The organism is Sphingomonas tagetis (genome assembly GCF_024211275.1).
GTDB lineage: Bacteria > Pseudomonadota > Alphaproteobacteria > Sphingomonadales > Sphingomonadaceae > Sphingomonas > Sphingomonas tagetis.
Genome location: NZ_JAMLDX010000002.1, coordinates 225407 through 251074 on the forward strand (window position 1 = coordinate 225407; position 25668 = coordinate 251074).

General features: G+C 67.1%; 26 protein-coding genes. 3 read left to right on the top strand and 23 right to left on the bottom strand.

Annotated elements, in window-relative coordinates:
* Positions 1–4: 4 nt before the first annotated feature.
* From M9978_RS03725 to M9978_RS03770, 10 genes are read right to left on the bottom strand one after another with little or no spacing between them, the layout of a single operon-like run.
* Positions 5–1006 carry a type II secretion system F family protein gene (locus M9978_RS03725; RefSeq protein WP_254291515.1) on the bottom strand — a complete coding sequence of 334 codons (1002 nt, stop codon included), beginning with the start codon at positions 1004–1006 and terminating at the stop codon, positions 5–7.
* The gene (locus tag M9978_RS03730; RefSeq protein ID WP_254291516.1) at positions 1003–2358 is read right to left on the bottom strand and encodes a TadA family conjugal transfer-associated ATPase; all 1356 of its coding nucleotides are present in this window, start codon (positions 2356–2358) and stop codon (positions 1003–1005) included. The genes M9978_RS03725 and M9978_RS03730 overlap by 4 nt, the downstream gene beginning before the upstream one ends.
* 4 nt (positions 2359–2362) lie before the next feature.
* On the bottom strand, positions 2363–3556 hold the full coding sequence (locus tag M9978_RS03735) for a CpaE/TadZ family protein (protein ID WP_254291517.1): 1194 nt from the start codon (positions 3554–3556) through the stop codon (positions 2363–2365).
* Between the two features lie 10 nt (positions 3557–3566).
* A complete protein-coding gene (locus M9978_RS03740) occupies positions 3567–4217 on the bottom strand; it encodes a TadE/TadG family type IV pilus assembly protein (protein WP_254291518.1) in 651 nt (216 codons plus the stop codon).
* Positions 4214–4711, bottom strand: a complete 498-nt coding sequence (locus M9978_RS03745; protein ID WP_254291519.1) for a TadE/TadG family type IV pilus assembly protein — start codon at positions 4709–4711, stop codon at positions 4214–4216. The genes M9978_RS03740 and M9978_RS03745 overlap by 4 nt, the downstream gene beginning before the upstream one ends.
* Positions 4711–6333, bottom strand: a complete 1623-nt coding sequence (locus tag M9978_RS03750) for a pilus assembly protein TadG-related protein (protein WP_254291520.1) — start codon at positions 6331–6333, stop codon at positions 4711–4713. The genes M9978_RS03745 and M9978_RS03750 overlap by 1 nt, the downstream gene beginning before the upstream one ends.
* An 11-nt stretch (positions 6334–6344) precedes the next feature.
* Positions 6345–6635 carry a hypothetical protein gene (locus M9978_RS03755; protein ID WP_254291521.1) on the bottom strand — a complete coding sequence of 97 codons (291 nt, stop codon included), beginning with the start codon at positions 6633–6635 and terminating at the stop codon, positions 6345–6347.
* A 2-nt stretch (positions 6636–6637) separates the two neighbouring features.
* A complete protein-coding gene (locus M9978_RS03760) occupies positions 6638–8107 on the bottom strand; it encodes a type II and III secretion system protein family protein (RefSeq protein WP_254291522.1) in 1470 nt (489 codons plus the stop codon).
* A gap of 4 nt (positions 8108–8111) precedes the next feature.
* On the bottom strand, positions 8112–9023 hold the full coding sequence (gene cpaB / locus M9978_RS03765; RefSeq protein ID WP_302053771.1) for a Flp pilus assembly protein CpaB: 912 nt from the start codon (positions 9021–9023) through the stop codon (positions 8112–8114).
* A gap of 57 nt (positions 9024–9080) precedes the next feature.
* Entirely contained in the window at positions 9081–9260 is a 180-nt protein-coding gene (locus tag M9978_RS03770; protein ID WP_254291807.1) for a Flp family type IVb pilin, read from the bottom strand.
* Between the two features lie 454 nt (positions 9261–9714).
* Between M9978_RS03770 and M9978_RS03775 the strand changes: the two genes are divergently transcribed.
* Positions 9715–11202, top strand: a complete 1488-nt coding sequence (locus M9978_RS03775) for a hypothetical protein (protein WP_254291524.1) — start codon at positions 9715–9717, stop codon at positions 11200–11202.
* Here the strand turns inward: M9978_RS03775 and M9978_RS03780 are convergent.
* Complete coding sequence (locus M9978_RS03780) at positions 11174–11971, bottom strand: DUF2569 domain-containing protein (RefSeq protein WP_254291525.1); 798 nt, start codon at positions 11969–11971, stop codon at positions 11174–11176. The two genes, M9978_RS03775 and M9978_RS03780, sit on opposite strands and share 29 nt — an antisense overlap.
* A 76-nt stretch (positions 11972–12047) precedes the next feature.
* Between M9978_RS03780 and M9978_RS03785 the strand changes: the two genes are divergently transcribed.
* Positions 12048–13805: a sensor histidine kinase gene (locus M9978_RS03785; protein ID WP_254291526.1), complete on the top strand. Its 1758-nt coding sequence runs from the start codon at positions 12048–12050 to the stop codon at positions 13803–13805.
* 205 nt (positions 13806–14010) lie between these two features.
* Positions 14011–14448 carry a hypothetical protein gene (locus M9978_RS03790; RefSeq protein ID WP_254291527.1) on the top strand — a complete coding sequence of 146 codons (438 nt, stop codon included), beginning with the start codon at positions 14011–14013 and terminating at the stop codon, positions 14446–14448.
* A 2-nt stretch (positions 14449–14450) separates the two neighbouring features.
* On the opposite strand, the gene M9978_RS03795 is transcribed toward M9978_RS03790, so the two are convergent.
* The 12 genes from M9978_RS03795 to M9978_RS03850 form a co-directional block, all read right to left on the bottom strand.
* Positions 14451–15524, bottom strand: coding sequence for a hypothetical protein (locus M9978_RS03795; protein ID WP_254291528.1), 1074 nt, complete (start codon positions 15522–15524; stop codon positions 14451–14453).
* A gap of 2 nt (positions 15525–15526) precedes the next feature.
* Complete coding sequence (locus tag M9978_RS03800) at positions 15527–18004, bottom strand: fimbria/pilus outer membrane usher protein (protein WP_254291529.1); 2478 nt, start codon at positions 18002–18004, stop codon at positions 15527–15529.
* 34 nt (positions 18005–18038) lie between these two features.
* Positions 18039–18800 (bottom strand): fimbrial biogenesis chaperone, encoded by a 762-nt coding sequence (locus M9978_RS03805; protein WP_254291530.1) that lies wholly within the window; start codon positions 18798–18800, stop codon positions 18039–18041.
* Positions 18801–18830: 30 nt separating this feature from the next.
* Positions 18831–19406 (bottom strand): spore coat protein U domain-containing protein, encoded by a 576-nt coding sequence (locus M9978_RS03810; protein ID WP_254291531.1) that lies wholly within the window; start codon positions 19404–19406, stop codon positions 18831–18833.
* A complete protein-coding gene (locus tag M9978_RS03815; protein WP_254291532.1) occupies positions 19406–19996 on the bottom strand; it encodes a hypothetical protein in 591 nt (196 codons plus the stop codon). The genes M9978_RS03810 and M9978_RS03815 overlap by 1 nt, the downstream gene beginning before the upstream one ends.
* A 1-nt stretch (position 19997) precedes the next feature.
* On the bottom strand, positions 19998–20555 hold the full coding sequence (locus M9978_RS03820; RefSeq protein ID WP_254291533.1) for a hypothetical protein: 558 nt from the start codon (positions 20553–20555) through the stop codon (positions 19998–20000).
* Between the two features lie 14 nt (positions 20556–20569).
* Positions 20570–21139 (bottom strand): hypothetical protein, encoded by a 570-nt coding sequence (locus M9978_RS03825; protein ID WP_254291534.1) that lies wholly within the window; start codon positions 21137–21139, stop codon positions 20570–20572.
* A 25-nt stretch (positions 21140–21164) separates the two neighbouring features.
* The gene (locus M9978_RS03830) at positions 21165–21698 is read right to left on the bottom strand and encodes a hypothetical protein (protein ID WP_254291535.1); all 534 of its coding nucleotides are present in this window, start codon (positions 21696–21698) and stop codon (positions 21165–21167) included.
* Positions 21699–21727: 29 nt separating this feature from the next.
* Complete coding sequence (locus tag M9978_RS03835) at positions 21728–22303, bottom strand: hypothetical protein (RefSeq protein ID WP_254291536.1); 576 nt, start codon at positions 22301–22303, stop codon at positions 21728–21730.
* Positions 22304–22422: 119 nt separating this feature from the next.
* The gene (locus M9978_RS03840; protein ID WP_254291537.1) at positions 22423–23064 is read right to left on the bottom strand and encodes a hypothetical protein; all 642 of its coding nucleotides are present in this window, start codon (positions 23062–23064) and stop codon (positions 22423–22425) included.
* Between the two features lie 297 nt (positions 23065–23361).
* Positions 23362–24015: a response regulator gene (locus M9978_RS03845; RefSeq protein WP_254291538.1), complete on the bottom strand. Its 654-nt coding sequence runs from the start codon at positions 24013–24015 to the stop codon at positions 23362–23364.
* Complete coding sequence (locus tag M9978_RS03850) at positions 24002–25630, bottom strand: sensor histidine kinase (RefSeq protein WP_254291539.1); 1629 nt, start codon at positions 25628–25630, stop codon at positions 24002–24004. The genes M9978_RS03845 and M9978_RS03850 overlap by 14 nt, the downstream gene beginning before the upstream one ends.
* Between the last annotated feature and the right edge of the window lie 38 nt (positions 25631–25668).

Sequence of the window (25668 nt, forward strand, 5' to 3'; positions counted from 1 at the left end):
CGCATCAGACCTTCAGGTCGATCATGCGCCGGATCGTGACGAAGCCGACGATGTAGAGGAAGATGAGCCCCGTGAACCCGTACAGAAACGCCGGATCATCGGCGACATCGAGGTAGAAAGCGGGGTTGAGCAGGAACAGCCCGGAAAAGGCGAGCAGCGGCAGCGCGGTCAGGATCGCGGCGGTCATCCGCCCTTCTGAGCTGAGCGCACGCACCATCATCGCCATGCTCGCCCGCTCGCGGATCACGCGCGACAGATTATCGAGGATTTCGGCGAGGTTGCCGCCGGTTTCGTTCTGGACCGCAAGGCTGACGACGAACATGCGCATGTCGTCCAGGTCGCAGCGCTCGGCCATGTTGTGCAGCGCGTCGCGCAGTTCGGCGCCATAGGTGACCTCGTCGGTGGCAAGGCCGAACTCGCTGCCGATCGGGTCGGCCATCTCGCGCGTCAGCAGGTCGAGCGCCGCCGCCACCGGATGGCCGGCGCGCAGGCCGCGAACGAAGATATCGAGCGCGACCGGAAATTGTTCGAGCAATTTCTTGTGCCGCTTGTCGGCCTGGCGCGCGAAGAAGAACAGCGGGAGCGCGATGCCGACCACGCCGGCGAACGCCGCGATCATCACCAGCGTGCCGGCCGTGATGCCGATCCCGCCGACCACCGCACCGGCGGTCACCACCATGAAGATGCCGAATGCCGCCATCATCATCCAGGCGGCGAGCTGCATCGGCGAAAAAGGCACACCGCTGGTCCGCAGCATCTTTTCGAGCCGTTTGCCCGGCCCGCTGAACATGCCGGGCAGATCGATCGGACCGGTCAGCGAATCGCGGCGCAGCTTGGCCGCGATCGTCGCCTGATCCGCGCCATGCTCGATCATCTCGAGCCGCTTGTTGACCGCCCGCCGCTTGCCGCGCGCGTTCCGCGCCCATTGCAGCGCGGCGTCGGCGGCGAGCAGCACCGCACCGAACACCAGCAGCAGTACCAGTGCGCGGAGGGTCGTATCGCTCATCTGATCGCCAGTTCCGGCCGGAACAGCTCGGCGGGCAGAGAGATGCCACGATCACTCAGCTCGTTCATGAATTTCGGGCGGATGCCGGTCGCTTCGAACTTGCCGACCACGGTGCCGTCGGATTCGCGGCCGGTCATGCGGAAGCGGAAGATCTCCTGCATGGTGATCACCTCGCCCTCCATGCCGGTGATCTCGGACACGCTCATCAGCCGGCGGCGGCCGTCGCTCAGGCGGCCGACCTGAAGCACGACGTTGATCGCGGAGGCGATCTGCGACCGCGCCGAAGCGCCGGTGATGTCGATCCCGCTCATCCCGATCATCTGCTCGACGCGCGACAGCGCATCGCGCGCGGTGTTGGCGTGCACGGTGGTCATCGACCCGTCATGGCCGGTGTTCATCGCCTGGAGCATGTCGAACGCCTCGCCGGCGCGCACCTCGCCGACGATGATGCGGTCGGGGCGCATGCGCAGCGCGTTCTTGACCAGATCGCGCTGAGTGACCTCGCCCACGCCCTCGATGTTGGGCGGCCGCGTCTCGAGCCGCACGACATGGCGCTGCTGGAGTTGAAGTTCCGCCGAGTCCTCGATCGTGACGATGCGTTCGGTGCCGTCGATATAGGCCGACATCGCGTTGAGCAGCGTCGTCTTGCCCGATCCGGTGCCGCCCGAGATCAGCACGTTGCGCCGTGCTTGGACGATCGCCGACAGCACCTGCGCGATATCATGGGGTACGCTGCCCAGTTCGGTCAGCTTCGTCATGGTGATCGGCGTCTTGGCGAACTTGCGGATCGACATCAGCGGCCCATCGACCGCGAGCGGCGGCACGACGGCGTTGACGCGCGACCCGTCGGCCAGCCGCGCATCGACATAAGGCGCGGATTCGTCGATGCGGCGGCCCACCGCCGAGACGATCTTCTGGATGATCCGCAGCAGGTGGCGGTCATCCTTGAAGCGGACCGGCGTTTCTTCCAGCTTGCCGCCGCGCTCGACGAACACGATCTGCGGGCCGTTGATCAGGATGTCGGTGATCGTCGGATCCTTGAGCAGCGGCTCGATCGGGCCGAGTCCGAGCAACTCGTCGAGCACGTCGCTGACCAGCTGCCGCCGTTCGGTCAGGTTGAGCGCGTGCTTCTGCAGCGCGAGCTGGTCCTGCACGATGTCGCCGATTTCGGTGCGAATCTGCTCGGGCGTCATCGTTTCGAGCGCCGAGAGGTTGATCTCGTCGAGCAGGCGCTGGTGCAGCTCGACCTTGAGCTCGGTCCAGCGCGCGACGTCCGCGACCTTGCTTTCGCCGGTGACGGCGGCGGCGGTAGTGCGCTCGGGGACCGGTGCGCTGTTTTTGATCTGCCACATGCGATCAGCTCCGGCCGAGCAGTTCGTCCAGGCCGTCCATCATCGCCGACAGGTCGCGGCTGAGCCGGCTCTTGCCCTTGATGTCGCCGACCAGGATACCTTCGTTCAGTGCCGCCATCACCAAGGCGAAGTCATTGGCGAGGGTGAAGGCGACCGGCCGCTTGAGCACGCGCTCGGCGTCGCTCAGGTCGATCGACCTGAACATCTTCTTCTCGGCGCGGTTGACGACGATGCGCACCGCTTCGGGCGGAATGCCCAGCCGTTCGAGCAGGGCGAGCTGACGCTGCGCCTTGCGCAGGCTGGCGATGGTCAGGTCGACGGTGAACAGGATCGTGCTCGCCCGCGAAATGAGTGACAGCGACCAGTTGGTCCAGTCGTTGGGCAGGTCCAGGAACACCGTGTCATAGCTCGTCCGGGCGAGATCGACGAGATTGCACATCTGGTCGGTGTCGATCGCCTCGAGCGGCAGGATGTCGACCGGCGCGGCGAACACCGCCAGGCCGCCGGCATGCGTGACCGGAATCGAACGCAGCACGGTGAGGTCGAGCCGCGACCCTGCCTCGAGCAGGTCACCGACCGTCAGGTTGGCGTCGAGCCCGAGATAGGTCGCCACATTGCCGTTCTGCAGGTCGAGATCGAGCAGCGCCGTCTGCCGCTGCGCCTTCGCCTCGCGCGACGCGTAGAGCGCGGCCAACTGGGTGACGAGCGCGGTGGCGCCGACGCCGCCGACGCTCTTGATCACCGCGACCAGCTTGCCGGGCGCCGGTCGCGCCTCGACGATCCGTTCGCCGAGGCGGTCGATCACTGCCTCCAGCTCGCTGCGCAACAGCGGCAACGGCACGACGTCGCTCGCGCCAACCCGCAGCATCGCGCGCACCGACGCCAGCGACGTGTCGCGCGCCGCCGCGACCACGATCAGCCGCGGGTGCCGTTCGCGCAGCCGCTCGAGCCGCCGCAGCGAACCCGGATCGTTGGCGCGCACCTCGACCACGATCGTCTGCGCCCGCGCCGCGATATCGGTGGGGACATCGGCATCGGGTTCCAGCGCCGTGAGCTCGATGACGAACCCGTCGCGCTGGCTCGGCCCGATCTCGCTCGCGGCGATCTCGCCCTGCGACAGCACGAGCTCGACCGAGACTGCGCTGCCGCGCACTCGCCAGCCGCCCGGTCCCCATTCACTCACGTTACGAACTTCCACATCATAACTCCTAGTTCGCGACATTCCCGGCCCCGTCCTCGAGCGTCAGGGACGCGCTGAATGCCGGCAACGCGATGCTGCTGGTGCTGAAAAGGGTGTACAGCAGCGGCTTGAAGGTCACTCGGTTCGCGGTCTGGTCGGTGCGCAGCCGCACCACCACCAGCGGCGCGACATCGGCGCCATTGGGATCGCCGGCATAGCCGAGACCCGAATATTCGTAGCGGATTTCGACATTCGCCGCCGTCAGCCGCGGGAAGAAATATCGCATGCGCGCGACGATGCGGTTGAACGCCGCGACGTCGGCGGTCACCGTCCAGCCACAGGTGCCGGCGCAAGTGCAGGAAACGGCCGTGGCCGCACTGCCGGTCACCGCCGTCGACACGCACGACACACCGGGAAAGCTCGCCTGCGGCACCGCCTGACCCTGCAGCAGCCCGCCCGACGTCGCGAAGCTGTAGCTGGCGAGCCCGGAGTCCACCAGATCGGCGACGACCGCATAGCGCGCACCCATCTGAGTCGCCTTTTCGGCGCGGTTGCACTCCCACAGGAAGCGCGCCACGTCGATCGTGCCGAGCAGGAAGACCAGCAGCAGCGGCAAGATCAGCGCGAACTCGGCCGCACCCGCCCCCGAGCGGTCGGAAAAAAGGTGGCGCGCGATCATACGCCCATCACCGGCACTTCGGACTCGGCGGTCAGGTTGATCGCCGTCGTGGTGATGCCAAAATGATTGAACAGCGAGTTGTAAGGCACGATTGCCGTAACCTTGACGATCGGCACGCCGGTGGAGACATTCGTGTAGATGCCGGCATAGGTGCCCGACGTGTCGCACCGCACGGTGAGCGTGATCGTGCTGTTGCTGGTCCAGGTCGCGAGCCGCGCGGTGCCGCCGCTGATCGTCCCCGTCCGGGTAATCTCCTTGGTCGGCGTCTCGACATTGGTCGCGTCCGCCGTCGAGCAGGTGTAGTAGCTAAATCCCTGCCGCGAAGCGAAACGCGCGCCGTCGCGCACCGCCTTCACCACCACATGCTGCGACATGAAGTAATTGCCGAGATCGACCGCGCCGAACAGCAGCGTAAAGATAATCGGCGTCACCAGCACCAGCTCGATGCTCGCCGAGCCCGAGCGGCATCGCCGAAGCCGGGTCAGTAACGCCATCATTGCAGCAGATACGGCACGTCGCGCCGCACCACCTGAGCCAGATTGGACCCGTTATAGCCAACCGGGGTTTCCTCGATCACCTCGGCATAGACTTCCTTGGAATCCGTGTAGGTGACGTTGCCGCTCTTGCGGGTGAAGGCCGGCTCCACCAGGAACACGTCGAGCCATTTGGCCACCGGAATGCCGCTGGTCTTGCCGTTGAGCGAGAGCGCACGGCAATTGAGCACCGCCACCGAGATGCGCCGTCGATCGCCCTCTGCCCCCGGTGTCAGTCCCGCGCGGCCGGTCGCGGGGACGCCGAAACCCGTCGGCTGGGACCCGTTACCGTTACCATTCCCATTTCCGTTGCCATTGCCATTCCCGTTGCCATTTCCGCCGCCGGTGCCGAGCGGCTGTGCGACGCCGATGCCATAGGACTGGCCGCTCACCGTGATCGCGGTGTGGGTCATTTCCCATTTATAGACCTGATAGCGCGTCGCGGCTGCCGACAAGCCGGTCGCGCCGGTCCAGGCGGTCGATCCGCTGAGCTTGTAGTTCACCCGGAAATAGGCGTCGCGGTCCCACGTCCCGCTACCCTTTGTGCCGCACGTCTGGCTGGCCGGCGCCACGGCATGGCAGAGGTCGCGCGGGTAACCCATGATGTCCGGGTCAGTGGCGCCGCCGCTCGAGGGCAGCGCGGCGACACTGGTCGGCCGATACGGCGTGGTCGATTCCGACCAGGTATCGTTCGAGCAGCTCGTGCCGTTGTTCGACGTGCACACCAAATCCTTGCGGACATTGCTCGACGGCGAGCAGGTTCCGCCGCCCTGCGACGGACAGGTCTGGTTGCCGTTGGCGAACACGTCAAAGCGCGTATTGAGCGCCGACAGCACCGACGCGCTCATGCCGGTCTTGGTGGTGACGCCGTTGATCGGCGAGCAGTTACCCGGCGGCTTGTTATAGCCGAGCGCGGCGGCGAGTTCGCTCGCCCCGTTCCCGCTGCCGGATTCGAGCCAGCCGAAATTGCCCGGCGCATCGGCGTTGCCCGCGATCAGCTTGAGCCCCACGCCCGCCGCCGCGCTGAATGCAAGAAGTTCGTTGATATTGCCGACCGGCTCGTCGGGATTGCACACCATGATCGGCGGCACGTTGCAGATCGCCGAGCCCATGCCGGCCACCGCGCTGCCATTGATCGACCCCGAATTGAGCACGCCCGTAATCGGTGTCAGCGCATATTTCGCGGTGCGCCCGTCGGTGGTGACCTTGACGAACTTCGCATCCACGGGATCGGTCGTCACCGTCTGCGCGCTGTCGCTGTATGCCGAGTAGAAGACGAATTGCGTGTCGAGCGTGATCGCGATGTTGCGGTTGACGCCGTCATTGGCGAACAGCGCGCGGTTGGTGATCAGGCTCCTGCCCGCCGCCCGCGCCCGCGTGATCGCGGTCGAGGTGCCATCGAGCTGCGACGCCGCGGCCAGCGCCGCCTGGTCGGCCGCGCTCTGCAATTCGGTGTCCATGCTCGCCAGCCGCGAATAATCGAAGGCGAGTCCCGCCGCCCCCACCAGCGCGAACAGCGCGACCGCCACCATCGGGGCGACCGCGCCATCGTCGTTCCGCAGAAGGTTACTGGGGGTACGCATCACCTTTCCCGCTATTTCGGCGGGCCGCCGGACCCGCCCCCGGCGGCCGTGGCGGTGGTGGACACCACGGCCGGGGGCTTGACCTGGCCCTTGCGATAGCGTTCCGCGGCGGCCGCCGCGCGCGCGCCCGATGCGGCGGGCGGCGTGTCGTCCGCGACCGGATCGGGGTTGATCACCTGCAGCGCCTGATTGGCGCGCGAGACGTCGCCGAGCCCCATATCGATCGGCGTGCAGCCCGACAACACCGCCAGCGAAACCAGCGCGGAGACGGACACACGCGAGCGGATCAGCGTCGTGCCCATCGTCACTTCCTCATCTCGTAGCCGGATGGATCATCCTGCGGCAGCGCGCGCGCCGGGGGCTTGGCCTTCTTCGTTTCGGGCGGTGGCGCATAGGGGTCGAGCGGATTGATCCCGACCGCGCGGTCGGTGCGGCCAAAGCCGAACAGGTCGCCCTCGCTCGGCGGCATCACGCGGTCGGTCGGCACCGACAGCGTCCCGGCGCTCACCGGCTTCACCAGCCGCGGCGTCACGATGATGACCAGCTCGGTCTCCTGCTTCTGGAAGCCGGTCGAGCGGAACAGCGCACCCAGGATCGGGATCGAGCCGAGCACGGGGAATTGCCGCACCGTGTCCTGGAAATCGTTGCGCAGCAGCCCGGCGATCGCGAACGACTGGCCGTCGCGCAGCTCGAGCGTGGTCTTGGCGCGCCGCGTCTGCAGCCCGGGCACCGTCAGCCCGTTGATCTGCACCGACGCCGAAGGGTCGATCGAACTCACCTCGGGCGCGACCTCGAGGTTGATCACGCCGTCGTCGAGCACGGTCGGGGTGAAAGCGAGGCTGACGCCGAACGGCTTGAACTCGACGGTGATCGTCGTTGCGCCATTGCCGCTGCCGGTCCCGCCCTGCGCCACCGGCACCGGAAACTCGCCGCCGGCAAGGAACGAGGCGGACTCGCCCGACAGCGCGATCAGCGTCGGCTCGGCGAGCGTCGTCACGATGCCCTTGCGCTCGAGCGCGTCCATCGCGGTGACGATACTCAGCGGCCCGAGGCCGTAGCGCGCTACGCCGACACCGAAGGAGTCGATGATGCCCTGGAGATTGACGATCGGCCGCCCGTTCTGATCGGTCAGCAGCGTCGTCTGCGGCGCGTTCGAGCCGGTGCCGCCGCGCACGTCCTTGCCCAAAAAGGCGTTGTTGAAGCCGAGCTGCTTGGCCGCGGTGCGGTTCATCTCGGAGAAGCGCACTTCCAGCATCACCTGCTGCGTCGCGCCGACGCTGAGCAAATTGACGACCTTGTCGCCCGCAAAGGTCGCCGCGATCTGTTTCGCGCGGTCCACGGCCGGGCCGGACGAAACCACGCCCGACAGCACCACGGAATCGCCCGACGCGCGCACCGAGATCGGCTCGTTCGGCATCAGCTCAGAAAGCTGCCGCCGCAACGAGACGACATCGGGGCCGACGGCCACGTCCATCACTGCGATCAGCGTGTTGTTGCGGTCATAGAGTGTGAGGCTGGTCGTGCCCTGTTTCTTGCCGAGCACATAGACCGAGCGGTTGGTCAGCGGCACGACATCGGCAATGTCGGCATTGCCGATCAGCACCTTGGCGAAGGGCCGGTCGGCGACCACCACCTGACTCTTGTTGACCGGGACCGAGACCTCGCCGGTGGATGCGGCAGGCGCAGCGGTGATCGCCTGCGCGGCGGCCGGTACGGTCAGCGCCAGCTGCGCGACGCACGCCGCGGCGGCGAGCGTTCCGCTGAGGCGGAGCATGCGATCAGAACCCGGCATAACGCCCCACCTCGTAGCTCTTGTTCTCGGTGCCGCGCACGACCTGGATCTCGCTGCCCAGGGGCGCCGCCGCGCGTTGACGCGGCGCGGCGGCGCGGGGGGGTGGCGGTGAAGCCGGACCCGAGGGACGGAATGCGACCGGACGCGGCGCACTATAGCCGCCGACGAACGCGCCATCGCGCAGATCTTCGACGCTCACCGTCTCGACGGACGGATTGGTGTCGCCGGCGACCGTGCCCAGCACCAGGCTCAGCGTTCCCACCTGCTGGGCGAGGGCGAGCTTCTGGGAATCGAGCTGAGTCACTTCGAGCGTCGCGGTCTTGCCGATCACCGGCTTGTCGGTGTTGTCGTTGGCGTCCTGATCGATCGCGATCACGCGGACCTTCTGCAGCAGCACGTCGGTGATCTGGCCGCCGCCGCCGCTCATATCGGCGGGGCTGCGCGTGACCAGCACATCGACGACATCGCCCGGCAGCACGAAGCCGGCCACGCCCGCGACATCGTTCACGCGCACCGCGGCGGCGCGCATGCCGGGTTTCAGGACGGCGGAAATGGTTGCACGGCCGCCCTCGCCCGCCAGCTTGGGGCGCAGGATCGGCTCGTCGGTGAGCATCGGGCGCAGCGCCACGCGGGCCTTGCCCATCGGCAGCAGCTGCTCGATCGAATGGAAGGCGCCGGCCGGGATCGATTCCGCCGGCCAGTCGATCAGCTTGACCTTGTCGGGCGTGATCTGCGCGCCGAAATCGATGGGCACGCGCGCAACGGCGACCTTACGGGTGCCCTGCGCGGTTTGCGCCTGTGTCTGCTCGACCCGGCCGAGATAGCTGTTGGCCAGAAAAACCGCGGCCAACCCAATGACCACGGCGATCGCCAGGATAATGATCGACTGACTACGCATTACGCCCCCCAACGCATGGTTAAATGGAGGTGCCCCGTATGGGGCACCCCCAGATAATCAGGCGCAGGTGACCGCGCCCGGCGCCGCGATGCAGTTCTTGGCGTCGTTCATCGAGTTGCTGATTGCGCCGCCAAGCGCGATCGCCGCCAGCGCAATGCCGGTGCCCACGATCGCCAGGATCAGCGCATATTCGGCGGCCGAAGCGCCGCTTTCGTCATTCCAAAGAGCTTTGAACATTTCATAATCTCCCCAACGGGCAAACTGCCCGATCTTCAAACGGCTGGATCGCTGCGGTTCAGTCGGAACCGCGATGTCAGGTCAGCTTCCCCCGCCGACCAGCACGCCATCACATCCGCTGAGACGACTACCTGCCTGTTGGGATACCAAGTCAATAATTAAAAATTAACGAGTTTTAACAAGCACTTATCGCGAAGTTTTGTTAACCAATTTCATTTTATTGTGTTTTTACAATAGGTTAAATCGTTTCACGGCCGTTATAAGGGGACACTCGTTACAAGCGTTTCTTGGTTAAAACTGTACCTCGGCACAACAATCCGTCGCGCGTTATAACGAACGATATATATCTTTACTCCAGTCGATAGACGTATCGTTACCCGGAACATTCGGTTAACTTCACCCTGAACTATCGTTGTTCCAGTTTTCGACTGATTCGCATGGGGGAGAATCGGGGTTGGGCGGTACGGAACGGCCCGAGTCGCGCGCCGTCTCAGGCGACCTTCTGCTCCTCATTCTGGCGCCGCTGACCGTCTTCGCCTTTGCCTTGTTCATGCCCAAGGCGCTGGGCGACGGCGACACCGGCTGGCACATCGGCGCGGGCGCGTGGATCGTCGAGCATCTCCAGGTCCCGCGCACCGACCCCTTTTCGTTCAGCGCCGCCGGGCGCGAATGGATGGCGCATGAGTGGCTGAGCGAGATCGCGATGTTCGCCGCGTGGCAGTTCGCCGGATGGCGCGGCGTGATGCTGCTGTTCGCGAGCGCCGCCGGCCTGCTCTACTTCATGCTCGCCGCGCATCTGCGCAAATGGATGCCGCCCGCCGCGGCGGCGCTGGTGCTGGTCTATGTCACCATCGCCGTGCTGCCATCCTATCTCGCCCGGCCACACATGTTCGCGCTGCCGATGCTGGCGGGCTGGATGCTGCTGATGATCCGCGCGCGCGAGCGCGGCGCCGCGCCCTCACCCTGGCTGGGGCTGCTGATGCTGGTGTGGGTCAACGCCCATGCCAGCTTCATCGTCGGTATCGCGATCGCCGGTGCGTTCGGGCTGGAGTCGCTGATCGAGGCGGAGCGCGAGCGGCGATGGCAGGTCGTGCGCGGCTGGGGGCTGTTCGGCGCGATCCTGCTGGTGGCCGGGCTGTGCAATCCGGCGGGCTTCCACGCCTATGAATATCCCTTCTACGTCAGCCGGCTCGAGCTGCTGAAATATATCAACGAGTGGAATCCCGCCTCGTTCGGCGAGATTGGCGGGTTCGAGGTGATCCTGCTCTCTTCACTGTTCTTCCTGCTCTATCGCCCGACCCGCGTGCCCGTCGTCCGGCTGCTGATGCTGCTCGGCTTCCTGCATCTCGCACTCGATCATATCCGCCAGCTGCCAGTGCTGGTCGTGCTCGGCGCGATCCTGCTCGCCGAGCCGGTCGGCCGGGCGTGGAGCGACGGCGCGCCGCGGCCCCGTCCGCCGGTCGAGGCGCGGCATGCGGAGCTGAGGCCGCTGCTCGCGGTGGCGCTGCTGCTGCTCGCCGGCCTGGCCGTGGCGCGGCTGGCGCTGCCCTTCGAGCGGCCCGACAGCCGCGGCGTGCCGCAGGCGGCGTTGCGCGCGGTGCCGGCCGAACTGCGCGGGCAGCCGGTGTTCAACGAATACAGCTTCGGCGGCTTGCTGGTGCTGGAGGGCATCCGTCCGTTCATCGACGGCCGCTCCGACATGTATGGCGATGCCTTCACCGCCGATTATTTCGAGATCTCACGGGGCGACATGACGCGCTGGCGCCGCGCCGATGCGCGCTGGAACTTCGGATGGACGATCATGCGACCCGACGATCTGCTCGTCGCGAAGCTCGACCGCGAACCCGGCTGGCGCCGCCTCTATGCCGACAAATGGGCGGTGGTGCATGTCGCCGACAAGCGGCGCGATCCGCTCAATCCGGCACGCGGCAGCGGTAAGTGAGGTTTACCCGCCTCGACAGGATCAGATAGGGCAGCCAGATCGCCATGCTGATCAGCACCTTCTTCAGATTGCCCTCCAGCAGCCCGCTCAGCGACCCGGCGACGGCCGGCGGCAGATCGCCCAGCGCGCCCATGCTGCGCGCAATGCCGATCTGCAGCAGCAGGTCGATGCCCCATGCCGCAAGCAGGAAGCGCGGGAAGCTCGGCACATGACGCAGCGCGAGCACCGCCGCGAACGCGTACATGCTGGTCATCAGCACGACGTCGAGCAGCATCAGCTGCCGCAGCACCGCGAACCACAGCGGCGCATCGGCGGGAAGCGCCGGAATCGCGGTCATGAACTCCATGGTCCGCAGCGGGATGTTGAGCAGGATGCCGATCACCAGCGAGGCCATGAAGCCGCTCGCGCCGAACAGCGGCAGCGCGCGCGCCGCCACGGCGTCGACATCGCGCCAGCGCCCGAACCGGCTCAGCCTCAGCTCGGGCTGCGCGTGCAGCACGCCCTTGGGAAACCAGCGCACGCCGAGGAACACGGTCACCACCGGCGCCATGATCAGCAGCGTGTAGGACAAAAGGTTCGGCACCACAGCAGCGGGATCGTGCCCGCCGAACGCGATGCGCAACCCGCTGGCGAACGCCGCCGCCGCGACCCACCACAGGCCCAGCATGCGAAGGTCCACTTCGAGCCGGCAGATCAGCGCCACGCTGCGTGCATTCAGGCGGTGGCGCAGCTGTTTCATGTTCGACACCATGTCATGTTCGCCCGTCATTTCGCAACCGGTCTAGACGAGCGATCTTCCCGGATGGTTAACTTGTCCCTGTCGGGGACGTTTCGAGGTCAAAGTCATGAGCGCGCGTGAAGTTCCGGACGAGGCGCAGGCGGACGTCGGCGCGCGCGTCGGTCCACCGGCCGGCCGGAGCAGCATCCGGCGCGTGTTCGACCGCGCGTTCGACGGTGCCGACGGCGGCCGCGCGATCGTCGTGCTCACGCGCCTGCTGCTCGTCCTGATCGCGCTGCCGCTCGCCTGGCGCTTTCACGAAGGCGCCGACCGGTGGCAGCTGATCACCGAAGCCGCGCTGACCGTCTATGGGTCGATCGCACTGGCGTTCGTGCTGGCGCATCTCTTCATGTGGCTGGTCGATCAGCGGCTGCGCATGCTCGCGGCGACGCTCGACGTGCTGATGTGCGGCGCGATGCTGGTGCTCTGCGCGACATCGCCGACCCTGTATCTTCCATTCGTCTGGTTCGCGCTCGCCTCTGCGCCGTCGCGCCGTTCGCTGCTGGTCCGGCTGCTCCTGCTCGACCTGCTGATCCTGCTGGCCAGCCTGAGCGCGTTGACCGGCCTGCCGGGCGCGACCGGCGACGCAGTCTGGCTCCAGTTCGGGCTGGTCAATCTCGCCGCGATGATGCTGCTCGGCCGCTGGACCGCCGCCGCGCGGGCGGACGAGGAACCGGCCGAGGACGAGAGCTGGTCGGCCGATGTCGACGATCCGCGGCTGGTGCCGCTCGATCTGCTGGCGGCAGAGCTGACGCGCCACGTCGATGCGCCGCAGGTGCTGTTCGTCTGGCGGACGGCGGATGACGGCCCGGCGCATGTGATCCGCGCCGATCAGGACCGTCTCGTCCGGGTCGAGCTCACCGCCGCGCAGACCGAAACGCTGATCCCGTCCGGCTGGAGCGAGCAGGCGTTTCTGTTCGATCCGGCCGAAGGCGCGGCGTTGCTGCGCGACTGGCGCGGCTTCGTTCGGCGCGCAAAGGGTCCGATGCCCCAGCTGCCGGCGGAACTCCCGTTCGCAGGCGAACCGATGTGCGGGGTGCCGATCCAGGCGGGCGAGATGCAGGGCCATGCGATCCTGCTCGGCGTCGGCCGGCCGTCGGGGACATTGCTCGAGGCGGCGGCGCGCACCGGCGACGCGATGAACGCCGCGCTCGCCCGCCAGCAGGTGCTGGGGCGCTGGTTCGAGCGCGCGCAATCCTCGGCGCGCGCCGCGATGAGTCGCGACCTGCACGATGGCATCACCCAGACGCTCGCCGGGCTGCGCCTCAAGCTCAGCGCGCTGCGAGGCCGGCTCGACGGCGACGGCGGCGAGATCGGCGCCGAGCTGGAAGAGATCGTGTCGATCATCGCCGCCGAGCAGGTCAATCTGCGCGCGCTGATGGTCGCGCGGCAGACCGGCGGCAAGGACAGCGTCGATCTGGTCGCGCTGATCGCCCGGCGGCTGGAACTGTTGTCGCGCCAGTGGCAGGTGACCTGCCGGCTCGATCCGCAAGGCGCGACCGAGCTGCCGGTGTCGGTCAATCTCTCGATGGAGCTCGAGCTGCTGATCCGCGAGGCGATCTCGAACGCGGTCCGCTATGCCGGTGCCGGGCGCTTCGTCGTCAGCATGGCGACGCGGGACGACCGGCTGTTCCTCAGCATCAAGACCGACGGGCGGCCGCCCGATCCGGCCGCCGCCGCCGATGGCGACGAGCGTATCGCCTCGCGCTCGCTCGAGCGCCGCATCGTCATGCTCGGCGGCACCGCCTATGAGGAAGCGATCAGCGCGGGCACGCTGCTCGCGATCCGTCTGCCGATCGAAAAGCGCGCATTGCCCGAGGCCTGACCGGCCGATCACCGCGAAGAAAAATGCACAGTTCGGCCGCAACCGGAGCGGCGAGCTTGCGAACAGTATCGGCTAAAGCATTGCCCAGCCGCGATTGTCGGGTTTTCGCACGTTTCAGAAGTAAATCCGGCATTTACCAGCCAGAGAAACCAATACTGAAAACGTCTCACCTAGTGTCGACCCTGCAATTAATTCGGAGTCGAACATGGTTCGGGCGATCAAGACCGGCGCGCTGGCCGCAGCCGCACTAAGCAGTTTCGTTGCCGTCAACGCTTCGGCGAACAGCCCCGTGCTGAACGTCGGGTCGGGCCGGTTCACGCTGACGATCACGGGCTTCGTGCCCGTCATCTGCCGCGCGAATGTCGGTGCCACGTCGGTTCCGGCAGCGGCGGGCGAAGTCTCGCTCGGTACGCTGGAAGAGTTCTGTAACAATCCCAACGGCTACGAAATCTACGCGGATCACTCCGCCGCGCTGGCCGAGGGCAGCCTGATCGTCGCCGGCCAGAAGGTCGAGCTGTCGGACAGCGGATCGACCCTCATCCGCAAGACGGACCGCGCCGGCATCGCCAATAGCGGCGTCACGCTGGAAGTGCCGCAGGGCGTCAGCTCGGCGCAGATCTCGTTCCGGATCGTCCCGCTCTGATCCTACAGCGCCGGTAAGGCGATGGCCGGACAGTCCTGGGGTCCCACCGCGTTCGCTGTCAGCAGCGGCGTGACGGTGACCACCAGGACTTCGCCGTAATTTGGCGATGTCAGCTTGGCCTGGCCGCCTTCCAGCAAGGTCGCGGCGATCGGCAGATTGTCGGATCCGATCGCAAGGCCGGCCCGCTGGCAGATCACCGGCGTGAAGACCGGGCTCGCCGTGGTCTTCGTCTGGCCGAGGAAGCGGACCTTATATTGCAGCGACTGGTTCGCGACCGCGAAATTGCCCCCCGGATAGGTCAGTCGATAGCTCTGCGGCGAGGCCAGCTCGACCTTGTACGGCCCGGAACTCTCGACGCGGATATAATTGGTGAGCGGGGTCGTGTAAGTCCCCGGAGCGCCCAGCACGTCGGGCGTGCTCTTGTCGCCGACGTCGCCGAAGTTGAGCGCGGTTCCGGCATAGGATGCGCGCAGCCCGCTCAGCACGGTGACGTTCACCGTGATCGCGTTGCTATAGGTGCCGGTCTCGGTGAACGGGCCGCCATTGCCGGTGCCTGAGCAGGAATAGGCGATGTCGAACGGCAGGGTGGCGCCGGCGCTGAGGTCGAGCTGAGCCGGCAGCTCGAGCCGGACGTTCAGCGTGAACAGATCCGAGGCGGCATTGTTGCCGGTGAACGTCCAGCGAAACAGCCCCGCCGGGGGCGAACCCGAACCCGGTGGGTTCAGGGCCGGCGGCGTCTCGTCGCTGCCAAAGAAAATGTCCTGGTTGAAGCCGGAGCCGCTGCCCGATCCGACCGCCGAAAGCGGCGTGATATGCGTCCCGTTCAGCGCGGTGTTGTTGCTCTTGATGTAAAAGTCGATCACCGCCGACTTGGAGCCGTTGGGACCGTTGATGCGCGACAGCTGAAGGTTCGAGACGATCGCGTTGAACGAGGTGGGGCTGAACGGATCATATTGCACCGTCGCGACGCCGCCTGAAACGGTGGTGAGGCCGCAGCGCTGCTGCGCCATCGCCTGTCCGCCCGTAAGCACGCCCGCCAGCGCGGCGAGGATGAGTCCAAATTTACCGAAGCGCATGGTCACTGGTCCTTCCCCGACTGGATTTCCGGCAGGCGCACAAGGCCCTTCGTGTCGGCCGGGATGGTGATGATAAAGGTCGATTTCTTGGCGTCGAGCATCTCGATCCGCCAGCGGCCCGGTGCGAGGCCAGCGGCGGCGAAGCGGCCGTCGCGGGTGGTGAACACGGTCACCGGCGTCCGCTCGGGCTTCGACAGCTCGGTGGCGGTGCCCGTCACGAGGCTCACCGGCTCGCCATCGACATCGAGCAGGCGCCCGATCGCGGTGACGAAATAATCCGATCCGACTTCAAGCTTGTAGCCGCTGCGATAGGGCGGCAGCAGGCGGAACGAGCCCTGGCCGAGATCGGCGCCCGCCGGTGCGTTCGGCGCATCGACGGTGATCGTGCGCTCGGCATAGGAGCTGATGCTGGGATGCGTGCCGGCCTTCAGCGCGCCGCTGTTGGCGGTGAAGCCGAACGGCGTCGGCTCGACGACCACATCGGCGCCGGCCAGCGTGCGGTGCGGTTTCACGATCGCGAAGCTGTCATAGATCGGACGGCCGACCGAGAAGGCGCCATCGGCGATCGCCAGCGACGTCCCGACCCGCATCGACGTGCGCTGGCTGGTGCGCGTGCCGAACGTGTCGAGGAACGTGCCGAAGTGGCTGATGCCCAGCTCGGCGCGGTTCGCGTAATAGTTGCCGTTGAAATTGAAGCCCGAGCCGCGGTCGCTGCGCTCGACATCGGCGGTGATGTTGTACGACCCGACGCCCTGCCCGTGCAGCGTCTGGAACGACGCCCGCATGCGGTTGTCGCGCGTGTCGTAATCGCCGCGAACACTGGAATAACGGCCGAGCCGCACGACCAGCGAGGCGAGCGCGCCGAAACGCGATCCGCCGCTGTCACGCTCCCAGCGCCCGTCCACCGTCAGGCTGGCGAGGTCCGAGATGCGCCAGCCGGTCGTCACGCGATAGCTGTGGACGTCGGGCTGTGCGCCGCGCCCGATCGAATAACGGCCGTCGAACCCGGCATAGACGCGCTCGTTGAACGCATGCGAATAGCCACCGCCAATCTCCGCCGAGAACTGGTTGTCGGGATCGATCACGCCGACCGGGCCAAAACGGCGGCTGCGCGTCTCGGCGAACAGCGTCAGCGAATCCGCCTGGCCGTCGCGGCGCTGGATCAGCCGCTGGAAGGTCAGCCGGGCGGCGTGCCCACTGCCGTAATTGCGGATGTCGGAGATCGAGAAATTGCCTGCGAAGGCGCCGATCGGCGTCGCGATGACGAATTCCGCGCCGCCCATCTTGGTGCGCTCGTCGGCCTGGAAATTGACGCCCGCGGTCAGCTGGTCGGTGAAGCCGCGGCGATAGAAGCCGGTCACCGCCCAGTCGTCGCTGTAGCGCGGGCCGTGCGGCCCGATCGGGTTGAGCACGCCGGCATAGAGACCGAACTCGCTCAGCCCCTTGGCCAGCTGCGACTGGTCGAGGAACAGGTTGAAGCGCAGCAGCTCGGTGCGCCCGGCATCGTCGAGCACCGACAGGCGGATGTCGTTCGCGCCCTGGGTGAACGGGAAGTCGCGCAGGTCGTAATTGCCCGGCGCGAGCTGAAGCCGCCGCACGATCTGGCCGTTGACCTCGACATCGACCGTCGACGGGCGGTCGAGCCGGAAGCTGCGGTCACCGCGCGGGCGGATGATCTGCTGCGGCTGGAGCACGCTGTACGAGCGGAAGATCGAGATGCCGGCGATGTCCGGCGCCGACTGGAAGCCGCGGCTGGTGGTCTGCAGGTCGCCGGCGGTCCAGCGCATCACATTGGATTCGTCATCGAACACCAGGCGCGAGCCGAGCCGCTGGAAGTCGACGCCGATCGCGCCGGGCTGCCAGATCGCCTCGCCCTCGGCGACGATCCTGCCGATGCGCGTCGCGCCGTCGAGCGAGAAGATCGGCGAGGCGAAGCCGACATCGCCGCCGGCATGCAGATAGTCGAGCGCGCCGCGGATGTTGAGATAGGCGCTATATTCGGCCGGCTGCACGAAGTTGCCGACGCGGTCGCGGTCCAGCGGGCTGACCGACACCGAACGCGTACCGCGCCGTTCGGCGGAGATCACTAGGTTGAGCTCGAGCGTCTGCGGATTATAGCGCAGATCGATGCCGGACGACGCGAAGTCTGCCGGCGACAGCGAGGCGCTCGACGTCGATGCCGCCTGCAACGCCTTGAGCGTGTCCGGATTGACGACATTGGCGAGCAGGTCGATCAGCCGCTGCGCCGGCACCTCGATGCGGTCGTCGGGCATGATCGTCAGCTGGATGTCGCCGAGATAGGTCGTGCCGTCCTTGACCGGCACGGTCAGCGCGATCGGCCGCCCGGTCGGGTTGAGCCGCATCTGCTGCCCGGCCACCACCTGCGGCGGGGCCTGGATGGTGACGCGCCGCTCCTGCACCTGCGTCGTCGCGCCGGCCTGTTCGGCGGCCGTCGCGGGCAGCGCCAGCAGCGCGACCATGACGAATGCACAGCCGCCCAGCAGGTGTGCGCGGTCAGCCCTCGGGCGTGAAGGTTGCATCGATCTTGCCCCCATCGACCGGCAGTTCAATCGGCAGCGTCATCTTGCGGACCTGATTGGCACCCACCAGACCGAAGCCGATCGTCTGCTGCACTTCCGGGCCGGAGAGGATCTTGCGGAAGACCTCCTTGCCCGACGCGTCCCACTGAATGATCCGCAGGCGGCCGTTCGACAGATAGCCATGCGCCGCGGAGCTGTTCGACAGGGCGATCACCGGCACCGGCTTGCCCTGCGCGTTCTTGCCGATCTCCGACGACTGGATCGCCAGCGCCGGCTTGGCACCTGCGGGCGAAACGCTCACCAGCACCTGGAAATTATAGAGGATCTGGATCGCCGACTGGCCTTCCGGCAGCTTCACCGGCAGCTGCGCCACCGTCACATAATAATGCTTGCTGGCCTTGAGGTCCGGATCGCCGACATATTGGATGCGGAAGGTCTGTGTCTGGCCCGGCTGGATCAGCGCCTGGGGCGGGAAAATCAGCAGGTCCTCGCTCTCCTTGCCCGTCGCTTTCACGCCGGTCTCGTCAAAGCCGAGCTCCTGCACGCGCAGTTCGACCGGCAGCGGTGTGGCGAAGGTGTTCTCGACTGTGATCACCTGGCTCATGCCGCGGCCGGACACGGACAGGTCGATCACCACGGGCTGGACGGTCATGCTCCAGGCCGGCGACGCGAACACCGCCGCCACCGCTGCAAGCGTCGTGACGACGGTCCGAACTAGGCCCCTGAACAACTTCATACGCATCCACTCCCCACAGCCGACCCCTGATCAGCTGGATACATTCAACTCGATCACCACGGTATCCGAATAGCGCCCGGCGACCAGCGGTCCCCCGCCCGCCGGGATCGACAGCCGCAGCGACAGGTCGCCGGCGGTGCCGTCGGGCACGTCGAGCGTCGCCACCGATGCCGTTCCGGCATTGAGCGTCAGCACGCGGCTGCCCCAGTTGGCGTCGAGCTGATAGCCGAGCAGTTCGCCGAACGCGCCCTGCGCCTGGCGATTGCGCGCGTTGCCGCCATCGCGCAGCAGGCCGCCATTGGCGCTGGTCAGCGTCAGCCGGTGCGCGGCGTTGCACACCACCGGCAGCTCGATCACGATTTCCGCCGCGCGCGGCTGCGCGGTCTGCGGATCGACCAGCTCGGCGATGCGGACCTCGCCGCTCCGCTCGCCGGTCGAGGTGAAGCTGGCATTCTGCGCGCTACCCGCGCGCGCAGTCTTGATCAGGCACACCGCCGGTGTCTGCCCGGCGAGCTCGAGGCGGCCGCGCGCAACATCGGGACTCTGCGCTGCGGCGGGCAGGGCGGCGGCGAGCGCCAGCGTGCCGATCAGGAGTCGCGCAACCATCATCGTGGCTCCAGCACAAGGCGCAGCGTGTCAGCATACCAGCCCGCGATGACGGGCGCGTTGGCCCGCACGTTCGACGCGCCCTGCTGGATCACGATGCGCAGATTCAGGATGCCGGCGCTGGGTTCGTCGACGAGGATCCCCTGCTCGGCGACGCGGCGCGAGAGCGCGTCGGTGTCGAGCGTGGTGTTGTTGCCGGCCCAGGATACTTCGGCGCTGTACGGCACCGCATAGGTGAAGCCCGGCGAAGCCGGCGCGCCCGCGGTCTGCGACGTGCGCCACAGCCCGTTATTCTGCGATTCGACGCGCAGCCGGTGCGGGAAGGTGCAGACCGCTTCGAACTGAACCTCCGCACGAGCGGCGTTGGTCGCCAGCGTCGTCGAATCGACCATCTGGTCGATCTGCAGCGTCTCGCCACTGAGCCCGCGGAAGTTGGTCAGCGCGCCGGCCAGCCGCGGCGGCTGCAGCGTGCAGATCTGCGGCGCCGAGCCGACGACCGGCATGTTGGTGGTGGCGACGCGGGTCTGCGCGGCGACCGGCGAAGCGCCCGACGCCAGCGCGATCGCAGCGATTGCCGCGACCCGCGTCATCTCAGTTCACCGCCGTGAGCGTGACGGTGACCGCGCCCACATAATTGGTGTCGGCGACCAGCCGCAGCGTGTTGCCGCCGCTCGTCCCGAACGTGCCGATGCCGACCGTGATGTCGCCCGAAAAGGCGGTCCCGCGCGACTGCACCGACGCCGGGTTCGTCGCCGACCCGGTGGCGAAGCTCGCCGCGGTCGTCGTCCAGCCGCTCGCCGTGGCGGTGTAGTTCACCGCGCGCGAGAAGCCCGCCGGCGGCGTCGCCGTGAAGTTCTGCGCCGTGAGCGGCGTCGCGGAGACGGTGATCGTGCTCTGCCCGCTGCAAAAGGCGCCGGTCAGCGTCTTGTTCGGCGCGGCGAGATCGGTGCGCAGCAACCCGGTGGTGACGTCGATCAGCACGCCCAGGTTGAAGGTCGAGTTGCCGCCGGCGATCGTGCCGCCCGAGCACAGCGCCGGGACATTGCCGGTCACGGTAAACTGTTTGGTGTCGGTCGCGCTCTGCGCTGCGGCCGAGCCGGCCGACAGCGCGGCGATCGCGCCGGCTGCCAGGATCAGGGAACGGGTCATTTCAATTTCTCCCCTTAAGCCGGACCGAGCGTCACGACGACGACGCCGTTATAGGTGCCCGCCGTCAGCAATGCGTCCGACGGCGCGGTGAAGTCCGACAGCGTCACATTGACGTCGGCGATCTTCGGTGTGGGCTGCGTCGCCCCGGTGCTGGTCGCCGTCGGCGTCCCGCCCGCGGCGGTCGCGGCCGACGTCGCCGCGGTCGAGGTGACCGCCCAGTTCGTCGCGGTCGCGGTATAGTTGACCGCCTTGGAAAAGCCCGGCTGGACCGGTGCCGCATTGTTCAGGACCAGCGCGGTGACGGCCACCGTCAGCGCCGAGCCGGCGAAGTTGCAGAACGATCCGGGCAGCGTCACGCTCTGGCTGCCGATCACCGCGATCCGCCCGACCCGCGCGCCCGACGTGACGGCCATCTGGCCGACGTCGACATTGGCGCGCGACGGGGTGCCAAGGATGCACAGCCGCGCCACGGTGCCGCCGACGGTGACCGTGCCGGTCGAGGTGTCGGTGGCCTGCTGGGCCGATGCGGTTCCCGGGATCATCGCTGCCGTTGCGGCCGCCATTCCCAAGATCAGAACCCTCATGACTGTGCTCCCTGGACCAGCCGGATCAATTCGCGCCCGAGAGCGTGATGACCGTTTCGCCGAGATAGGTGCCGGCGACCAGCAAGCCGCCGGTCGGCGTGGACGAGCCCGACAGCGTCACGACAACGTCGCCGGTGAACACCGCCACCGTGGCGGAAGCGCCGACCGCCGGATCAACCGAGCCATCCGACGCGCTGACACCGTTTGCCACGGCCGTCGCGGTGTAGTTGACGACGCGGTCGAACCCGGTCGGTGCGGTCAGCACGGTGGTGTTAACCACCGGCTTCGCTTCGACCTTCACCGACGACGCGGTGCCGTTGCACCAGCCGACCAGCGTACGGGCCTGGCCATCGAGCTTGCTCGTATCGAGCCGGCCCGCGGTCGTCCCGGTCCCCGGCAAGGCCAGTTCGCCGGCGTTCACCACCGCATCGGTGGTGGTGAACAGACAGCGCGGGGCCACTGCACCATTGATGGTGACCTTGCCGGTGCTGGTCTGAGCCAGCGCGGGGGTGGCGGTGGCGGCCGCGAGGACCGCCGAAGCCAGGATCAACTTACGCATCGTCAAATACCCTTTCGGATCGACTGGGATTAGATGCCGGGACCTACGACGACAGTGATCTTGCCGGCATAGCTCGGGCTGGCGACCAGCAGGTCGGTAGGCGCGTTGGTCTGGAACGCGCTTGCAGTCACCAGAATGTTATCGCCGGAATTCGCAAGGCGGCTGGCCAAGGTCGCCGTGCTGGCAACGCCGGTCGAGCTGTCGTTCGTGACGGTCGTGTCGCCGCCAACCCGGGTGAATTTCACACTCGCGAGATAGTCGATGCTGTTGTCGTAACCGGTGCTGGCCGGCGCTGCGGTCGCGATGGGATCGGCCTTGACGCTGACCTCGGGAGCTGCACTCGTGCAGACGACCTTGGCGCTCACCGAACCAAAAGTGGTTGCGATGGTGCCGGTGGGCTTGAGCCGGCCATCGGTGTCTGCCAGTTCGCCGAGCGCGACAGTGGCGCCGGCGACGGTGAACATATTGCTGGCGTCAGTCGCAACGATGCACTTGGGCGCCACCGAACCGGTGATGTTCACGGTGCCGGTAACGGTCTGCGCCATCGCCGGCGCGGCGATCATCGCGGTGCCAACTGCAAGAATGCTAAGAACGGTCTTCATCACTTCATCTCCTGATCAAGCCGGCACGCAACCGGGCTGAACTTCCCCAACGAACCGCGGCGAATTTGCCGCAAAACGCAATTTACGGGTGAGCGCCGGCGAGCGCGGGAGTTCCCCCCCCCTCACGGCGCGACGCTCACGGTAACAGTCAAAGTGTCTGCATATTCACCTGAAACCAGATAGTTGCCGCCATTGGCCGCAGGATTGTAGATCGGCGCGACGGCGCGCAGATATGAGGTCTGGGCCGCCGTCGCGGGCAGCGCGAGCCGCAGGCCCACCGTCGTCGAGGCCGGACCGCGGAACGTGCAGGGCGAAGCCGCCGACGCCGAAAGATCGGCGACCGCGCAGGTCTGGGTGGCGTCGGGGTTCGAGCCGCCGACGCCGTCGAGATCGAGCGTCACATTGTACGGCGCCAGCGTCGCATAGCCCGCCGGCACCGTGCCGCCGGTCTTCAGGCCGCCATTGGTCGAGACCACGGCGACGCGCGACGGACCCGTGCAGTCGAGCTTGAACGCGACATTGTGGGTGAAGCCGGTGACGTCGAAGTTGCGCTGGTCATAGGTGCCGCTCGGAACGCCGCCCGCGTCGAACCCGCAACGCCCGCCAACCGAAGCGCTCACCTGGACGTTCAGGATGGCCGAGCCGTTAATGTATCCGGGATCGGCGTAATAGACACCGGGGGTGCCCTGGGCGAATGCCGAGGCGCTGCAGAGCATCAGCCCCGCTGCCGCCATCACCCCCAAAGTCCGTGCCGAAATCCGCACCATTGCCTCCCCGTAAGGCTATCGGGCCAAGTCGCCTCACGGGTGTCGCCGTGAAAAAACTCGTGGAATGCGAATGCACCCCGACTCGATGTTCATGGATTCTTAAGCAGGTCGTAACCTGCGATCCATTCAACCTTATGGAAAAACTAAGGACATCTTAAGGATTATACGGATGTAACTTTAGTTATACATCCCGCTGACGTGAGATTAGGGCGATACCAAATTAAGTCATCATCGCGTGGAATCTTAGTCATCAACCCGCAGAATCTTCGTCATCATCGCGTGGAATCTTCGATGTCAGCGCGCGAGCGTCGGCGGCGCGGCGCTTTCCTTCTGCATCAGCATCGCCAGCTCGACTCGATTCGCGACTTCCAGCTTGGCGAAGATGCGGTGCAGCGTCAGCTTCACCGTGCCCTCGGTCACGCCGAGCTCGACGCCGATGTCGCGGTTGCGCAGGCCGCGCGTGATCAGCTGCGCGATCGACCGCTCGCGCAGCGTCAGCAGGCTCATCTTGGTGTCGCTCTTGCTGCCCTGCATCGCCAGGGACAGCGCGCGCTGCATGATCGAGCGCTCGATCCACTGACCGCCCGCCGAAATCTCGCGCAGGCACGCGACCAGCAGCGTCTCGGCGCCTTCCTTGGGCAGGATTCCCTGCACCTTGAGGTCGAGCGCCTCGATCAGGTCGGCGTCGCTGATATGCGCAGTGAGCAGCACGATCGCGCGCTTGTCGTGCCGTGCGCGCAGCGTTCGGACGACGTCCATGCCGGTGCGGACCGGCATCGCAATGTCGAGGATCAGCACGTCGGGGCGCGCCGCGGGGATCATGTCCAGCGCCTGCGCGCCGTCGCGCGCGGTGCCGACCACCTCGAATTCCGAGTCGCGCAGCACCGCCTCGATGCCGGAGAGCATCAGCGGGTGGTCGTCGGCGACAAGGATTCTAGGTTTCGTCATCCTGCTCCTCGAATGGAATGTTCATTACCATGCGAGTCCCGCCGCTTGACTGTAATGTCAAGGTCCCGCCGAGCGCATGGATACGATCGTTGATCGACCAGGGTCGCGCCGAAGCGTCCGGCGCGGTGGGAAAACCGCTGCCATTGTCCTCGATGATGAGTTCGATTTCATCCTGCCGCAGCGCCAGCCGAACGGTGACCTCGCTGGCGCCGCCATGCCGCGCCGCATTCGACGCCGCCTCGCCGACCAGCATGGCGAGCTCGCGGCCGAACCAGGCCGGGCCGGGCACCGGCGCGCGCGGTCCCAAAGCGAGACAGGCGATGCCCCAGGTCCGGCTCGACCGGTCCGCCGCCGCCCGGATCTCCCCAAGCAGGTCGCACGGCGCGCCCGAGTCGCCATCCGTGCGCAGCCGGCCGATATAGTCGCGGACATTGCTTTGCGCGCTGCGCACGTCGCCGATCAGCCGGTCGATCTCGCCCGCCGGCTCGCGCCCCGCCCCGATCCAGGATTTGAGCGCCTCCAGCCGGAATATGGTGCCCGCCAGTGCTTGCACGACCGTGTCATGGACATCCTGCGCCGCGCGCAACCGCGCCTCCATCAGGCTTTCGCGGCGGTCGGAACGAAAGCGCAGATCGTCGAGCAACGCCGCCGTGACCTGCGCGGCGATCCAGGACGTGAGGTCGAGCAGGTCGAGGCCCATGGTACGGATACGCGAGATCAGCACCACCCCCTGCACCCCCTGCGCGCGAATCGGCACCGCCAGCCCGCGTTCCGCGTTCAGGCTCGCCAGCACCTCATAGGCGCCGAGGCGGCGGCTCAGCGACGCGCGGCCGAACAGCCAGCCGCGGTCGATGACCTTGCGCGGCGGATCGAGCTGGAACAGGAACCGCCGCGACATCGCCAGCAATTGCTCCGGCGCAAAGCGCGGCGCGATGCCGTCCACGGCGGGATCGGTCGAGCGAATCGAGACCGCGCGCCGGTCATGAACGGTCGCCAGCGTGACCGCGTCGGCGCCGACCAGCCGGCAGAGCTCGACCAGCAGCGTGTGCGTGCGGTCGCGGTCGCCGGCGACGATGCGCAGGCCGCGCAGCACGACGGCGCGGCGCCGCCTGCCCAGCCAGGCCGCCACCGCGACCAGCACCGTGAAGCCGCCGACACGCGCCAGCAGCCGGACATGGTCGATATCCGCGCCGCGTTGCTGCGAGCCGATCCAGATGCTGGCGACATAGACCGCCACGAACGCGGCCGCGACGATCACCGCCTCGCGCCAGCCCCAGCGCAGCAGCGCGCTCATGAACAGCGGCACGCCGAAGATGAAGAACGGGCTGAGCAGGACGTCGGTCGCATAGAGCGCGACCGACACAACCAGCAGGTCGCCCAGCGTCTCGGCCGGGGCGATCCGCGGGTCCAGCCACCACCATCGCCGCACGATCAGCGCCGCCGCGATCGCCCACAGGAAATGGCACAGCAGCAGCACCCCCACCGGGTCGGCGACCGACCCCGCGCTCGTCTGCGCATAGGTGCCCATCATCACCGCGCTGCACGCGACTCGGGCGATGCGGATCACCTGTCCGGTCTGGCCGACCGCGCCGATGCCGGCCGGTCTTCCCGTCAACACGGCCCCTGTTGCGTTCTGCAGCACCTGTTTCCCGC